Annotated in this window: 8 protein-coding genes; 2 read left to right on the forward strand and 6 right to left on the reverse strand. The window is 63.2% G+C overall.

All coding sequences use genetic code 11. The annotated features are described in order from the left end of the window. Positions 1 to 6: 6 nt before the first annotated feature. The 5 genes from MWL89_RS10540 to putP all read right to left on the reverse strand — a co-directional run bounded on the left by MWL89_RS10540 (position 7) and on the right by putP (position 10265). Positions 7 to 5499, reverse strand: a complete 5493-nt coding sequence (locus MWL89_RS10540; RefSeq protein WP_244385982.1) for a DEAD/DEAH box helicase — start codon at positions 5497 to 5499, stop codon at positions 7 to 9. 89 nt (positions 5500 to 5588) lie between these two features. Beyond that, positions 5589 to 6377 (reverse strand): ABC transporter permease subunit, encoded by a 789-nt coding sequence (locus tag MWL89_RS10545; RefSeq protein ID WP_244385983.1) that lies wholly within the window; start codon positions 6375 to 6377, stop codon positions 5589 to 5591. Next, positions 6374 to 7294 carry an ABC transporter ATP-binding protein gene (locus MWL89_RS10550; RefSeq protein ID WP_244385984.1) on the reverse strand — a complete coding sequence of 307 codons (921 nt, stop codon included), beginning with the start codon at positions 7292 to 7294 and terminating at the stop codon, positions 6374 to 6376. The genes MWL89_RS10545 and MWL89_RS10550 overlap by 4 nt, the downstream gene beginning before the upstream one ends. Beyond that, positions 7291 to 7908: a TetR/AcrR family transcriptional regulator gene (locus MWL89_RS10555; protein WP_244385985.1), complete on the reverse strand. Its 618-nt coding sequence runs from the start codon at positions 7906 to 7908 to the stop codon at positions 7291 to 7293. Before MWL89_RS10555 ends, MWL89_RS10550 begins: the two co-directional genes overlap by 4 nt. Before the next feature lie 794 nt (positions 7909 to 8702). Continuing rightward, positions 8703 to 10265, reverse strand: a complete 1563-nt coding sequence (gene putP / locus MWL89_RS10560; RefSeq protein ID WP_102377732.1) for a sodium/proline symporter PutP — start codon at positions 10263 to 10265, stop codon at positions 8703 to 8705. 113 nt (positions 10266 to 10378) lie between these two features. Between putP and MWL89_RS10565 the strand changes: the two genes are divergently transcribed. Continuing rightward, positions 10379 to 11668, forward strand: a complete 1290-nt coding sequence (locus MWL89_RS10565) for an aspartate aminotransferase type Ic (protein WP_102377731.1) — start codon at positions 10379 to 10381, stop codon at positions 11666 to 11668. Positions 11669 to 11752: 84 nt separating this feature from the next. Further along, on the forward strand, positions 11753 to 14998 hold the full coding sequence (locus MWL89_RS10570) for a DEAD/DEAH box helicase (protein WP_244385986.1): 3246 nt from the start codon (positions 11753 to 11755) through the stop codon (positions 14996 to 14998). A 77-nt stretch (positions 14999 to 15075) separates the two neighbouring features. Here MWL89_RS10570 and MWL89_RS10575 read toward each other — a convergent pair whose 3' ends face one another. After that, positions 15076 to 16743, reverse strand: a complete 1668-nt coding sequence (locus MWL89_RS10575; protein ID WP_244385987.1) for a putative bifunctional diguanylate cyclase/phosphodiesterase — start codon at positions 16741 to 16743, stop codon at positions 15076 to 15078. Between the last annotated feature and the right edge of the window lie 92 nt (positions 16744 to 16835).

Genomic DNA, 16835 nt, shown 5'->3' on the forward strand with positions numbered 1-16835 from the left:
AACCCGCTAGAACAGCGAAGCGTAGAGCCGCATACCGTCGGGAAGGCGGACGAACCCCTCGTGCTGCAGGATGGCGGCGAAGGCGGTATCGAGCACAGGAGAGCCGTCGAACTCCTCGACGAGCACCTTTTTCCGCGCGCCCGATTCGCCTTCGCGTTTGATTGCCCGCTGGACGTGCACGGCGAGGGCGTGGGCCCCGTCGGCGAGGGCCGCTGGCTCGCCCGAGAACGAGAGGATGGAGCGCAGGTTGGACGTCGCGTACAGAACCGGCCTCCCACCGCGAACGACGACGAGGCTGCCCGAACGCCGCGAGGGACGCAAAACCCGATCGGACGGCTCGCGCCCACCGGCCGGTTCGCCCGGCGCCGCACCTCCTCCCGACCCCTCGTCGGCGGCTCCCGCAGCCGCTTCGCCCGCATCGTCGGCGGCTCCCGCAGCGAAAGGCCAGGAAAAGCCGATTCCGAAAAGATTCGCCGGATCGTCGGCGGCAAGCACTACGGTATCGATACGGCTTTGCGCACGCAAAGAAACTCGCCCGCCGTCGGCAGATGCATTCCGGGACACCTGCGCATGTTCGCTCGGCTGCGCATCGCCGTCAGCGGCGTAGGTTCGCAGCGCATCGACCGTCTCGCGGGCGGCGAACTGCGCAGGGCCGAGACCCTCGACGAACATACCGCGTAAAAGATCACCCGCATCCTCCATCGATCGCAGTACGGCCATGAGCGAACCGAGTCCGCCGGGTACCCCGGCCGCAAGCGCGATGTCGCGCGTAAGCACGCCGTAGCGGTCGAGCAGGGAATCGACGAGCGCAAGAGCCCGCACCGTATCGTTTTCCTGGGAGGGCGCAATCAGCGACCAGCGCCCCGCATGTACGGCCCGAACGCTCATTCGGGCAGCCATGCGCGCACCCGTCTCCGTCGCTTCGGCGTAATCGCCCCGCATGCGCGCACGCCGGCTGCTGACGCGACGGCGCGAGACGGAGCGCGCCTTGGGTGCCGAATCGCCCGAAGACGCAGTCCTTACCGGGGCAAACGTATCGTTGGTTGCCCGCCCCTGCCACATGAGCCTCTGTATCACCGACGCCACGACCTCCTCGTCGACCGACTCCGAGACGAACCTGCGGCGTACGGCGTCGACGATCTGATGGAAGAACAGCCCGCCCCCGAATCCGAGCGCATCGATGACGGCTTCCTCCACCGAGCCCTCGTCTGCGGCCGGATGCTCCCCCATGCGGCTCTCGCCGAGCAAAATCCCCGCCCCCGGTTCGGCAACGGCGGATTCGAACAAACCGTCCTCGATGTCCGGCGAAACGGGTGCGAACGGCGAATCGGTCGGGTAGAACGCGACGAGGCCGACGGAGGCCGACGGCTTCGAGGATGCACGGCCACGCGAACGCGGCGAGCCCTCTTCTCCCCCCGCCTCGGCGCGCCGTCCGCCAACCCACATGACTTCACCCGAAGAAATCAGCTCGTCGAGCATCGAAGGGTGGTAGTCGCTCACGCGGCTCGGCAGCACTGCGGATTCCCACAAGCCCGCCGGCAGATACACTCCCTCGAATTGAGCGATAACGTGCGCCACGCCCTCGACGCCACCGAAACGCCCGCGACCGACCGGGCCCACCCCCTGTAAATCGAAAAGAAAACGCAGGTATGCATCGCTGCTGACAGGACGCACAGCCTTGCGTGCCTTGGCGAGCGACAAGGATCGCAGCCGCCGAAAGACCTCCGCCGACACCCACTCCCGCATCTCGCCTCCGGCCTCGGCGCTCCCGAACCGACCCTGGACGAGCCGCCCCTCGAAAGCGAGGCGCTCGAGGCTGTCGAACACGACGGCGCGTCCGATGCCGAAGAACCCGGCCGCATCCGCCGCCGAAAAGGGGCCGCGGCCGCGTGCGAAGCGCGCGACAAGCTCGTCGAGCGGATGACGGCGCTCGCTGCGCTCGTCGGACGCCTCGGCAAAAGCAGAATCGAGAGCCCACGGGGGAACCGCGATGCCCAAGGCGTCGTGCAGCCGCCTCGCATCGTCGGCAAAGACCCATCGCGCTACAGCGCCGAAGGTCGCAGCGAACGCCCGATGCGCCGCTCCGAGCGCCTCGAGAGCGGCGAGCGCCTGCGCGTCCGATGCCGCAGGCGCGCTGTCGGAGGAGCCCTCGGACGCATCGTGGAACCCGCTGCGCGCTGCAGCCTCCGCAGCCTCATCGTCGGACCTGAGGCGCGCAGCGACCTCTTCGACCGTAAGCGGCCCGAGCGAGCGCAGCAGATCCGCAACCCCCTCGATGCCCCGTACGCGGCGATCGGGGGCAAGGCGCTGCAGCTGGGACTCGACCGTTCGGACCACGTCATCGTCGATCAGCTGGCCGACCTCGTCGGAGCCCAGAAGCTCGCCCAGAACCGTCGGGTCGAGCGAGAGCATCGAAGCCTTGCGCTCGGCGGCGGGAAGATCGCCGTCGTAGAGATGGTCTCCCACGTATCCGAAAAGAAGCGGAGCGGCGAACGGCGAGGGCGTGGCCGTCTGGGCTTCGACGAGCCGGACTGCACCCGCCTCGATATCCTTCATAAGCCCGAGCAGCGAGTCCATGTCGTAGACATCCTGCAAGCACTCGCGGGCGGTTTCGGCGAGCAGCGGGAAATCGCCTTCGCGCCGCGCCGCCTCCAAGAGCTGGCCCGCCCGCAGGCGCTGCTGCCACAAAGGGGCGCGCTTGCCCGGGGTAGTCGGCGACATGATGAGCGCACGGGCCGCGCATTCGCGAAACCGTGCCGCGAACAGCGCTGTCGAATCCACCCGATCCCGCACGATGCGCTCGAGCTCGTCTGAGTCGAATGCGAACAGCTCGGCACCGGGCAGCACCGCCTCGCCCATCGGTATGCGCACAAGGATGCCGTCGTCGGTCGCAAGCGCTTGCGGATCGAACCCGCGCGTGCGCACGATGCGGTCCGACACCGCCATCGCCCACGGCTCGTGGACACGGCGGCCGTAGGGGGAATGGAGTATGACGCGCCAATCGCCCTGCTCGTCCTCGCAACGCTCGACGACGAGCGTTCGATCGTCGGGAACAGAGCCCGTAGCGGCGCGCTGGGCGCGAACCAGTTCCACAAGGTTGCGCTGCGCGTTCCCATCGAGGCCGTCGGCCTCGAGGCGTGCGGCCAATTCGGGGGTAAGGCGCTTTCCCCGGTCTTCATCCGAAACCTCCCCCCCGCCCGCAGCCGCAGCGCTTCGATCGTCGTCGGCCCCATCGAGCCCCGCGACGATCGCGCGCAGAAGACCGCCGCGCATCCTTCCCGTCTCGGCGGGACGGCCGATGCCCTCGCCGTGCCAGAACGGCAAGCGCGCCGATCGACCGGGCGCCGGCTCCACGATCACGCGATCCCGCGTGATCTCGCGGATGCGCCATGTGCTCGTACCGAGCGCGATGATGTCGCCGACGCGCGATTCGTACACCATCTCCTCGTCAAGCTCGCCGACCCGCCTCCTGCCCGCCTTCGCATCGCCTTCGGGCAGCACGACCGAGAACATGCCGCGATCGGGAATGGTGCCCGCCGCCGTGACCGCCTGGCGTTGCGAGCCCGGACGGGCTTCGAGCATGCCGCGCTCCCGATCCCAGATGATGCGCGGGGAGAAATCGGCGAGGTCGGCCGACGAGTACGCCCCGCCGAGCATGCCGAGCACCGCATCGAACACCTGGCGCGGCAGCCCCGAGAACGGCGCGGCGCGACACACGGTCGCGTACCAATCGTCGGCGGATAACTCGTCCATGGCGACGGCGGCGACCGTCTGCTGCGCGAGCACGTCAAGCGGGTTCCTCACGATCGCCGTCTCTTCGATGGCACCGGAGGCCATGCCCTCGGACACGACGGCCGCATCGATGACCTCGGTTCGCGTGCGCGGGTAGATGACGCCTGCGGATCTGCCGCCCACCTGGTGGTTCGCACGGCCGATGCGCTGCAGCGCGCTTGCCACCGAAGGCGGCGGGGCCACCTGCAGCACCAGATCGATCGAACCCATATCGATTCCGAGCTCGAGGCTCGACGTTGCCACGACGCAGGGCAGCTCGCCCGCCTTGAGTTCGGCTTCCACCTGCTGCCTGCGTTCTTTCGACACCGAGCCGTGGTGCGCCTTGGCTATGACCTCGGCTGTCGGCTGGGCGAGATCGGTGGTCGCGCCGATGCCCGAGCGGATGGCGCTCGGATCGGTCTCGCCCACCCCGGGGAACTCGCCCCGTCTCTTCGCGTAGAGCTCGTTTATGCGCGAGGTCAGCTTCTCGCAGAGGCCGCGCGAATTCACGAACACGATGGTGCTTTTGTGCGCGAGCACTTCGTCGAGGATGGCCGACTCGACATAGGGCCAGATGGACGAAGAGCCCGCCCGGCTGTCGGGCGAAACCGTCTTCGGCGCATGACCGTCCATGACCGCACGCAGCGCCCTATCGGATTTCCATGCCTGCTCGGCGGGTGCGCGGCGGGGCCCGCCTGCACCCCCACGGCGCGCTCCCCCCTGCGCCGCATCCGCCCTGTCGGGCTCGAAGCCGCCGAACGATGGTATGGCGCTCAAATCCGCTACCGGCACGCTCACCCGCACCTCCATGGCGGGCCGCTCCCCGGAAGCGACGATTCGCACGGGATGGATGCCGCCGAGAAAGCGTGCGATCTCGTCGGCGGGCCGCACCGTAGCCGAAAGGCCGATGCGCTGGCAGGGCCGTTCGAGCAGATCGTCCAGGCGCTCGAGGCTGAGCGCGAGGTGCGCGCCGCGCTTGCTGCCGGCGAGCGCATGCACCTCGTCGACGATGACCGTCTCGACCGTGCGCAGCGTCTCGCGCGCCTTCGACGTGAGCATGAGGTAGAGCGATTCGGGCGTGGTGATGAGGATGTCGGGAGGATTGCGGACAAGCGCGCGCCGTTCATCGGGCGTCGTATCCCCCGTACGCATGCCGGTGCGCACCGACGGCACGGCACCGCCCGCCTCGGCGATCCGCTCCGCTATGCCCGCGAGCGGCTCTTGCAGGTTGCGCTCGACATCGGCGCCGAGCGCCTTCAAGGGAGAGATGTAGAGCACGCGAACGCCCTTCGCAGCCTTCGTTCGAAGCGAGGCCCCCTTGCCCGCAGCGGCGCGACGGCGCTTCGATGCGCCCCCGTCAGATGCGGCATCGGGCGCCGCTGCGCGCGCGCCGTCGTCCGCGCCGAAGCCCCCATCGCCGCGATCCGCCTTCTCCCGCATGAGCGCATCGATGGCGAACAGGAACGCGGCGAGCGTCTTGCCCGATCCGGTCGGTGCGACGACAAGGACGTTCTCAGCTTGCGCGATAGCCGCCCAAGCGAGCCCCTGCAAGGGCGTGGGTGCCGAGAACGTCTCGAGGAACCACCCGCGCACGCCTTCGGAGAAGCGATCGAGCGCACGGGCCGGCGAATCCGCAGCCTGCGCCGGCGCAGGCGAGTCGCCCGGCGAGGCCAAAGCAGCCTTTGCGGCCGTATCGTCTGGTGCGCTCGGGCTGTTCGCTGCATCCATAGTCGCGTCGCTTTCTTCCGGGAGCCTATTCCGTAAAAGCATAGTATCGCACAAACGTTCGTTCCAGGCTACCCGCGCATGATCGCGCGCTACACGGCGATGTCCTTGCGCGCGTACACCGAAACCGCGATCACGAGCGCGACGACGGCATACAACACGCCGAGTCCCACAAGCGTTTCGTCGAGGGCGGCGTTGGGAATGATGCTCGCCGCATCGGCGTAGGCGAACGGCGTGACGAAGCGAAGCCAGTCGACTTTGTCGCTCAAGCTCGCGACGATGTTGAGGAAGTACAGGAGTGCGGCGAACCCGAGCCCCACCCCAATACTTCCGCGGCCGATGAACGCCGAGAGGGCGAAGCACACGCAAGCTATCTCAAGCTGCATGAGAAGCTCGGCGGCGCAGAACAGCCAGAAGGGTTCCCAATCGATTGCCGCGTCGACCATCTCGAACGAAGCGATCGAGCACGCCGCGCAGGCGACGTTGAGGATGACGATGCAGGCGACGACCGCCGCGAGCTTCTGCGCCGCCACCGAGAACCGGCTCACCGGATGCGTGAGGAGAAACTCGGCGGTATGCTCCGTCTCCTCCTTGGACAGCATGCGTATGCCGAGGTAAGCAGCGAAGAACGCTCCCCCGATGCCGAGCACGCTTCCCACCTCGACGCCGAAGAATCCCATCGGCTCGCCGATGCTCAAGCGATCCATGCCGAAGGCCTCGGTGAACACGCCCATGCTCGCAAACATCTCGTTGAGATCGGCTGACTGCGCTTCCATCTCGGGAAACATGGCCATGCAAACCGCAATCATGCCTCCGATGACAAGCGTCCAGATGACGAGCATCCTGCAGTTCTGCCTCATCTCGTGCGCGAAGACCGTCATAGCGCACCACCGCCTCTCACTTTGCTATCCGCATCGGCGGCTCCGTCGGCGTAGAAGTGCATGAACACCTCTTCGATATCGGGTTCCTCGATCATCACGTCGACAAAGCCGACGCCCGCAAGCCACTCGACGAGCGCATGCATGTCGCCTTGGTACAGAAACGCCGCATCGCCATCGTGCAGCGCGAAGCTGCGCGAGCCCGAAGGCGGCTGGAATCCGTCCGAGACCCCGCGGACCCGCACGTGGCGGGCGGCCGAAGCCGAAAGCTCGTCGACCGTGCCCGACGCGATGATGCGCCCCTCGCGGATGATGGCCGCATGCTCGCAGTAGCGCTGCACCTCGGAGAGCACGTGGGACGAGAGCATGACGGTTGCACCCTCGTCGTGACGCTCGAGCAGCAGGGCGAAGAACTCCTTCTGCACAAGCGGATCGAGACCGCTCGTCGGTTCGTCGAAGATGTAGACGTCGGGTTTGTGCTGCATCGCGCATACGATGCTCACCTTCTTGCGGTTGCCGAGCGAAAGATCCTCGACCTTCCGCTTCGCATCGAGGCCGAGCCGCTCGCACAGCCGCTTCGCCTCGGCCGCGCAATCCCTGCGGCGCAGACGGGCCGAATACGCGATCACGTCGGCCACCCGCATCCCGTGGTAGAACTGCGCCTCGGAAGGCATGTACCCCACCCGGGCGAGCACCTCCTTGCGGGAAGGGCCGCATTCCAACCCGAGAACACGCGCTTCGCCCGACGTCGCCTTGATGAGCCCGAGCACCGTGCGGATGAACGTGCTCTTCCCCGCCCCGTTCGGCCCGATGAAGCCGAAGATGTCACCGCGGGACACCGCCAGATCAACTTCGGTGACGCCGCGCGCCTTCCCGTAGCGCTTCGTGAGCTTTACCGCTTCGATGACTGCATCGTTCATAGGTACTCCTCCTTGTAGAACTGGCGTCTGAGCAGTTCAAGATAGGCGAGAAACTCGTTGTTGACCGCTTCGAGATCGGCAAGCGCCTGCGGCGGCTGTGCGCGCATGAAGCCGTCCGACATCCACAGCACGATGTTGAGCACCTGCTCGACGGTAATGCCGTCCCTGAACTTCGACGCATCGGCGCGCACAAGAAACGCCCGCGAGCTTTTCTCGAGCGCCTCCTGGAACCCCGCGCCGAACTCCGGTCCGAATGCGGGATCGCCTTCGAGATAGGCGCTCACGAGAAACTGCATCGCATCCGGATGCTCGCGAAGCATCTCGATCTTGCACGCCTGCGCATTCGCGAATATCTCGAAGAAGTCCGTCTCGTCGTAGTCGTGCAGCCTGCCTATCGCATCCGCGAGGAATTCCACGCCGTAGTCGTACAGGTAGGCGAACAACCCCTTCTTGCTTTCGAAGTAATGGAACAAAAGCGCCTTGGAGATGCCCGCCTCGCGCGCGATCTCGTCGGTGGACGCCTTCTTGTACCCATGCTTCGAGAATACGTGAAACCCCGCATTGACGATCGCATTGCGCCTCTCTTCCGGCAAAGCGAAAAACCGTTCGTTCATGGATGTGCCTGCTTTCCCAATGCTTCGACCTGCGCGGCCGCGAAGCGCACGCTCTTCCGCGCCTCTGCAAAACGCGATTGACCGATTTGGTCAACAGATCGAGTATAGCGACTATTGACCGTATCGGTCAATAGTTATGGCGGAGAATCGCTATCAGCGATTTTGAAGCCCGATTCGTACCCCTGCGCTCGCACAGTAAAGCCCATCCGCTAGCAGGTTCGAAATGTGAACCGCATCTCTCCGCCACGCGACGGCGCCTCTCGACCTGCGCGACCGGACTTCACGGCACTGCCTTTCGCGCCAGGCCAAGGATTACACGCTCAAATCGGGCATAGTGCCCTCAGTGGGCCGCGTCGAGATTGCCGGCAACGCAGCCGAAACGCAGAACCACGCATCTACGCAATCTTGCATTAACGCAATCCTGTACCGAAAGGGAATGTATAACCTGCACCGTTTTGTGAAAGTGTTTTGCCGCAGGGAAGATATCTCCAAACCACCATCAGGCATTTCGCGCATGCGCCCGTTCTTCTCGGTGTCGTTTCTTTCACAAAACGGTGCAGGTTATACATTCCGTAATAGAAGAAAGCTCACGTCGTGGCCGACTTGCCAGAAGAGGGGCTCGCATGAAAACATACGCACAATAGCGATCCAGCGAGAGGTACTATCCGACAACGCACATGCGGCCGATCATCCGATCGCCAGGGTGACGCATGCCCGAACCGTATCCGAAAAAACGAGCGGCTCGCCATGGGTTGGCGAGCCGCTCGCGTAGTTCGCATGGGCGAACGAGCCTCCTACACGTCGGCTTCCAGATAGCTGTCGAACTCGTCGGTGACTTCCTTCGAGGGTTCCTTGGTTGCCAGAGACACCACGATGATCGCGAGGAGCCCGAGCACGAACGCCGGGAACAGCTCGTAGATGCCGAACCATCCGCCGAGCGGTTTGACGAACGCATTCCAGACAAGCACGGTGCCCGCACCGACGAGCATGCCCGCCACCGCTCCGGGAAGATTGGTGCGGCGCCAGTACAGGCTCATAAGCATGAGCGGGCCGAACGAGGCGCCGAACCCGGCCCACGCGTACGACACGACCTGGAAGATCGAGGAGTTCTCGTCGAGCGCGATCACGATGCCGAACAGCAGCACGACCACGAGCGTCAAGCGAGCGACGATCATGACCTGACGGTCGGTCGCGTCCTTCTTGATGAGGCCCTTGAAGATGTTGGTGGCTACGGCCGATCCCGAGATGAGCAGATACGACGAAGACGAGCTCATCGATGCGGCGAAGATGCCCGATACGACAAGGCCGCAGAAGAACGCCGGCAGAAGCATCTGCGAGAGCACGATGAACACGTTCTCGGCGGCGGACTGCGTGAGAAACTCGGTCGGAATGACCGCACGGCCGATAAGGCCGATGAGCACAGCAGCGGTCAGCGACACCACGACCCAGACGGTGGCGATGATACGCGACTTCTTGATCTCGTCGGAATGGCGCACGCTCATGAAGCGCACGAGCACCTGCGGCATGCCGAAATAGCCGAGGCCCCACACGAGGCCCGAGATGATCGTCACGAGCCCGTATTCGTTCGGAACGCCGAACAGGGGCATACCGTCTTCGACGATCTGCCGCCCCGCGTCGTCGAGCACGGGCGCCGCCATATGCGTACCGCTCAAAAACCCGGGGATGTCCTGCAAGAACGCCACCGTGTTGTCGACGCCGCCCGCCGCGGTCACACTGCCGATGAACACGACCACGAGCGCCGTGACCATGAGCATGCCCTGCACAAGATCGGTCGTGCAGACCGAGAGGTAGCCTCCCACGAACGTGTACAGAAACACGATGAGCGCGCCGAGGACCATCATAGTCGCGTAATCGAGTCCGAACAGCGTCGAGAACAACTTGCCGCACGTGACGAAGCAGCTGCCCACGTAGATGCAGAAGAACAGCAGGATGATAATCGCGGCGATTGTCATCAGGATGTTCTTCTTGTCGTGGAAGCGGTTCGAGAAGAAATCGGGCAGCGTGATGGAGTTGTTGGCCACTTCGGAGTACTTGCGCAGACGGCGCGCGACGATCTTCCAGTTCAGGTACGTGCCGCAGGCAAGGCCGATGGCCGTCCACATGGCATCGGACGCGCCGGTGAAGTACGCCACGCCGGGCAGCCCCATAAGCAGCCAGCCCGACATATCCGACGCTTCGGCCGACAAAGCCGTAAGCCACGGCCCGAGGCTGCGCCCCCCGAGAAAGTAGTTTTCCGACGAGGCGTTCGACCGTTTCGCGTACACGAAGCCGATAACCACCACGACGATGAAGTAGATGAGCATGGCGAGCAATACCCAAAAATCGTTGGAAACCATGTATTCGCTTCTTCCCCTATAATGAACAGTACGGTGGGATTATACTTTATCTGAATGGAGTAACCTCCCTCTTTTTGTTGCATCTATCGGCCAAGACGGTGAAAGGAACCACGATGTCAACCTATGCAGACCTATCGGCTGCCGAATTGGATACGCTGCGTGCGCAGCTCGAAGAAGAATACGCCGGCTATAAAGCCAAGGGGCTCAAGCTCAACATGGCACGAGGAAAGCCCGCCGCCGCCCAGCTCGATCTCAGCATGCCGATGCTTGACATCCTGTCCTCCGACGCCGACTACAAGAGCGCCGACGGCACCGATTGCCGCAACTACGGCGTCGTCGACGGGTTGCCCGAAGCCAAAGAGTTCATGGCTTCGATGCTCGACGACGAAGCCGAAAACGTCATCGTCTTCGGCAATGCGAGCCTCAACATCATGTACGACGCCGTCGCGCGCTGCTGGATGTTCGGGACGCTCGGCTCCACCCCGTGGGGCCGGCTCGATACGGTCAAATGGATCTGCCCCGTCCCCGGCTACGACCGCCACTTCGGCGTGACCGAAGCATTCGGCATCGAGATGATTACCGTGCCCATGCTCGCCGACGGTCCCGATATGGACGAAGTCGAGCGCCTCGTCGCCGAAGACGAGTCGGTCAAGGGCATCTGGTGCGTTCCGAAGTACTCGAACCCCGGCGGCGTAACCTATTCCGACGAGGTCGTCGAACGCCTGGCGAACATGGAGTGCGCAGCCGACGATTTCCGTATCTTCTGGGACAACGCCTACTGCGTCCATCACCTCTACGACGACGTCGCCGACCAGGATCACCTCATGGACATCGGCGATGCCTGCATCGAAGCGGGCAACCCCGACCGCTATTTCAAGTTCGCCTCGACCTCCAAAGTGACCTTCCCGGGTGCGGGCATCGCCGCTATGGCCGCAAGCCCCGAGAACGTCGCCGACATCAAAAAGCGCATGGGCGTTCAGACCATCGGCCACGACAAGCTTAACCAGCTGCGCCACGTGCGTTTCCTCCGCGACGCCGAAGGCCTTGCCCGCCATATGGCAAAGCACGCCGCTATCGTGCGCCCGAAGTTCGAGCTCGTATGCGAAAAGCTCGAAGCGGGTCTCGCCGAAACCGGGTGCGGTTCGTGGAGCAACCCGCGCGGCGGCTATTTCGTCTCATTCGACGCGCCAGCCGGCACGGCGAAGCGCATCGTCGGGCTCGCCAAGGAGGCGGGCGTGGTGATGACCGGAGCCGGCGCCACCTACCCGTACAAAAACGATCCGGCCGACAGCAACATCCGCATCGCCCCCACGCTGCCCCCGCTCGAAGAACTCGAGGCGGCCATGGACGTGTTCGTGTGCTGCGTGAAGCTCGCCGCAGTGGAAGATCTGCTCGAAGCGTAGTGCGTTTCACTGCGCATATGCACAGCTCAAATCCGATCGATCAGGATGCTCGCAGAACCATGCGAGCATCCTTGTAAGGTGCACATGATATCTGAGGAAGAAATCAATCGACACTGCTTTGCACGCACCTTCGAGCGCGCAAAGCAAATCGCGGCCTCGGACAAGAGCATCCTCACGAAAAAGTGCCGATACGGCGAATCGGAGACCGCCGTAAGCGCGTTCTTCGTGGGAAGCAAGGGTTGGAACGAGCGCTACCGCACCTACGTCGTCTTCGACGAAGAGGACGACGATATCCTCGACTACTCGTGCACCTGCCCCGCGATGGATTCTTACGACGGAATGTGCAAGCATTGCGCCGCCCTCGTCCTCTCCTACAACGAGGCTCCCGAAAGGTTCCTCGGGTTCCAGAAGAAGCGGGCAGCGGCAAGCACCTCCGCCAGCATCGCCGCGTTCATGGAGCGCGGAAAGCAGATCAATCGCTCCCCCGAAGAGGGTTCCATCGAGATCGAAACGATCATCGGATACGGATACCGCGCATGGACCGCGCATTTCAAGGTGGTCGGACCCCAGGGCTCCTACGTGCTCAAGAGCGTCACGGATTTCGTGCACCGCATGCGCAAGGGCGAGACCTTTTCCTACGGGAAGAAGCTCGCCTTCGCGCACCATCCCGCCATGCTGACCGAACGAGCGCAATCTCTCGCGCGGTTTCTCGATAAGACGGTAGCGGTGCGCGAGCACGCCGACACCGCGTTCTCCCGACGATACCGCAGCCGTGACAGCGCCGATCGCGATCTGGATCTATCCGAAGCGGAGCTCATCGAACTCGTCGATATGCTCGATGGGACCGATTTCGCCGTGGAGGGAAACGACTACGGGGTCCGCTCGAATACGCTTGCCCACGTCGAACACCAGGATCCGCGCATCGACCTCAAGCTGAACAAGGTGGGCGCAGACGGCTATTCGATCGTCCGAACCGACGCGATCCCCTTTGCAGCCCACGGCGAGCGCATGTACGTATGGCAGGGCGACGTGTTCTTTCGATGCTCGCCGGAGTTTTCGCACTGCGCCGATTTTCTGCGCGACGTATACGACAGCGATGACGACCGCCTGTTCATCGCATGCGCCGACATGCCGCTGTTCTGCGCAACGGTGCTACCGTGCATCGAGAACCGTCTGAACGTACGGGCTCCGAGCGAGATCGAAGCGTACCGCCCCGTTCCCTGCAACCTCGAGTTTTTCTTCGACCGCGACAAGCAGGGAGTTTCATGCGACGCGCAAGCGGTTTACGGCGAGCGCCGATTCCCCCTGTTCGCGCAGGGCGAAATCCGCAAGGAAGAGCAACACGCCCCCGCCCCGCTGCGCGACGACCTCGTCGAGAACTACGCGAAGCAGCTTGTGAACCGGTACTTCCGCTACCCCGGCCAACGGATACCCATCGAAAACGACGAAGCGGTTGCCGCCCTCGTATTCGGCGGCCTTGTCGAGTTCCAAGCAGTCGGAGCGGTGTTCACCACCCCCGCCTTCGATCGGCTTCTCACCGATCGCAAGCCCCGCGTATCCTTCGGCCTCTCGTTGGCCGGAAACCTCATCAACCTTACCATCTCTTCCGACGACCTGCCCGCATCCGAGATAGGGCCGCTGCTCGCCAGCTACAAGAAGCGCAAGCGCTACCATCGGCTGCGCAACGGGGCGTTCGTCGATCTGAAGGAATGCGACCTCGCGCAGCTCGATCGCATCGTCTCGGATCTGAACATTTCGGGAAAGCAGTTGAGCTCGGGGGCCGTAGAGCTGCCCTCGTTTCGCGCGTTCTACCTCGATGACGAGCTCGAAGACGCCCGGCGGGACGAATCGTTCACGCATTACCTCGAAAAGCTCCGAAACGTAAGTAGGCGAAAGCACCGCGCTCCCAAGCCACTCGACCGCATGCTGCGCGCCTACCAGCTTGAAGGCTTCCGATGGCTGAGCATGCTCCTCGACAGCGGCTTCGGCGGCGTCCTTGCCGACGAGATGGGCCTCGGAAAGTCGGCTCAGATCATCGCATTGCTTCTTGCACGCCGCACCGAGGCGCACAAGATCGGCCCGAGCCTCATCGTGTGCCCCGCCTCGCTCGTCTACAACTGGGTCGCCGAGTTCGAACGATTCGCACCCGAACTCGATGTGCGGCCGATCGTCGGCACGAAGCGGGAACGGGCGCGCATTCGCGCAGATCGGGCGTGCGACGTGTTCATCACCTCGTATGATCTGCTCCGCATCGATTCGGCCGATTACGACGGCAGGGAGTTCTTCTGCTGCATCCTCGACGAAGCCCAGTACATCAAGAACCACGCGACGCTTACGACGCGGAGCGTCAAGCGCATCAACGCACGCCATCGCTTCGCACTCACCGGCACGCCGATGGAAAACCGATTGAGCGAGCTGTGGAGCATCTTCGACTTCCTCATGCCCGGCCTGTTGGGATCGTACATGCGATTTCGCGAGCGATTCGAGCTTTCGATCATGGGCGATGACGACGAGGCCGCTCGTCGACTGCAGGCGCTCGTCGGCCCGTTCATGATGCGCCGGCTTAAAGCCGACGTACTGCGCGATCTGCCCGACAAGATCGAATCAGTGTTCTACACCCCCTTGGAAGAGGAGCAGCGAAAGCTCTACGCAGCCCACGAGCAGCAACTGCGCGAATCGCTGACCGAGCAGCGGAGGAACCGCAAGGAACACGCATTCAACGAGCACAAGGTGGAGGTTCTCGCCGAGCTGACGAGGCTGCGACAGCTTTGCTGCGATCCGCACCTGCTCTACGAGAACTACGCCGGTTCGGCCGCAAAGCTCGACGCTATCGTCGAACTGGTGGAATCGGCGTGCGGCGCAGGCGAAAAGGTGCTCGTGTTCTCGCAGTTCACCAGCTTCCTTGCGCTCATCGCCGAACGTCTCGACGCATCGGGTATCCCCCACTACACCCTCACCGGCTCGACGGCCAAGAGAAAACGGCTCGATCTGGTAAATGCGTTCAACGAAGACGATACGCCGGCCTTTCTGATGTCGCTCAAAGCGGGCGGTACCGGGCTCAACCTCACCGGGGCGTCGATCGTAATCCATGCAGATCCTTGGTGGAATGCCGCCGCGCAAGCCCAAGCCACCGACCGCACCCACCGCATCGGGCAATCGAAGGTGGTCAGCGTATACAAGATGATCGCCAAAGATACGATCGAAGAGCGCATCCTCAAACTGCAGGAAGCGAAAAGCGGGTTGGCCGATCGCATCATCGGTTCGGGCAACGCAGGCGTCTCCCTGGCCAATCTGACCGAAGACGACCTGATCGAGCTCCTGCAGCCCTAACGCGCATGCGAACGGCACCGCCATCGCCTCGCCGCGCGCATGCGAACGGCACCGCCCTGCTCGCTGCAACCTTGCGTTTACGCCAGGAAGCGTTCTTCGAAATCGGCTGCGGAAAGGGGCCTCGATACGAGAAAGCCCTGGATGCAGTCGGCGCCGATCGAGCGAACGGTATCGAGCTCGGTCGGCTCCTCGACGCCTTCGACCGTCACCTCGATGCCGACGCTGTGGCACAAGTCGATGACCGCATCGATGAACGAGCGGTTGAACGCCTCCCCGTCGATGTTGCGAATGAACATGCGATCGATCTTGACGATATCGGCGGGAGATTGGGAGAGCATGCCGAGCGACGAGTACCCGGTTCCGAAATCGTCCATAGCAAGTCGAATGCCGAGACTGCGCAGCCGATCGAACGTCGTTTTAAGCGCGTCGAGATCGGTGACGAAATAGCTTTCAGTCATCTCGAGCACGAGCTGCGACGGATTGACCTGGGATTCATCCAGCACTTGCTTGACGAATGGGATGAAATCGGACTCGAACAGCTGCAGATACGAAATGTTCACGTTCATTATGAATCCAGAACGCGCCTTGCTCCAAGCGGCGCATTGCTCCACCGCCCGCTCGAGCACCCAGCGCCCCACCTGTCCGATAAGGCCGTACGATTCGAGTACGGGAATGAACTCGTCGGGACCGACCGGCCCGAGGCTTTCGTCTTTCCAGCGAAGCAGGGCCTCCGCTCCGTCGATCCTCATCGTATCGGCGTTCACAAGCGGTTGATAGTGAACCGAGAATCCGCGCATGCCTTCGAGCACCGATGCTTGAAGGCGGTCGCTCAGTTCGAGGCGGCGAAGCTTCGCCTCGGTCATATCGGCCGAGAAAAACGAGACCGTGTTCTTCCCCCGATGCTTGCTCTCCTCCAAAGCGCTTTCGGCATGCTTGATCAAATCCGAGCCGCTGGATTGCTCCGCATCCCCCATCGCAATCCCGCCCGAAACCGTGCAGAAGTACGTGGTCCCGTCGATATCCTGCTGTCGGTTCGCGAGCGCGTGAATCGCATGGTACAGATCCTCCATCGCGGCGCGATCGGCCCCCTCGGCGACGATCGCGAATTCATCGCCATCGAAGCGGAAGATCGAAGCGTCTTCGGGCAGCAGCCGCTGAACGCCCTGGGCGAACACGCGCAAAACAACATTGCCGAATGCATGGTCGTTCAACGAATTGATGCGAGAGAAATCGTCGAGACCGAGCAGCAGCACACCGCCGGCAACACGGTCGCGAGCAAGCATGCGGTCGAGCACCTGGATGCACTTATCGTGCATGAACAGTCCCGTCGTCGGATCGATCTTGCCCTTGCGCTCGAGGTTGGTAACCACACCCGCGAACATGGCAGGAGCGCCGTTCTCGTCGCGCTTCATAAGCCCGCGGCAGACGATCCACACGTATTCGCCCTTGCGGTTTCTCACCTGATACTCGAGGTCGTGCGAATCGGTACGGCCGGCCACCATGTCATCGATGGATTCGTCGAAGCTCTGAAGATCGCGCTCGGCGATGAGTGCGCGCCATAAGGGGATGAGCCCCTCGAACAGGCAGTCGGGCAGATCGAAATCTGCCTTCATGTTGTCCGAGATGAGCGCACGATCGGTCGCCATATCGATAACGTACAGGTAGTCATCGGTACTGAAAGCCATAGCGTCGTAGAACAGACGTGGATCAAGGTCGAAAGACTGCAACGCCTCTTGCGTATTCAAGCGATCTGCACCTCGGTTCTACTATCGGTTTCGTCATGTTTTGAATACTGTATTGTACCGACACCCGACCGTCAAGATTACAAGGGCAAACT

The organism is Raoultibacter timonensis, from assembly GCF_022845715.1.
Taxonomy (GTDB): domain Bacteria; phylum Actinomycetota; class Coriobacteriia; order Coriobacteriales; family Eggerthellaceae; genus Raoultibacter; species Raoultibacter timonensis.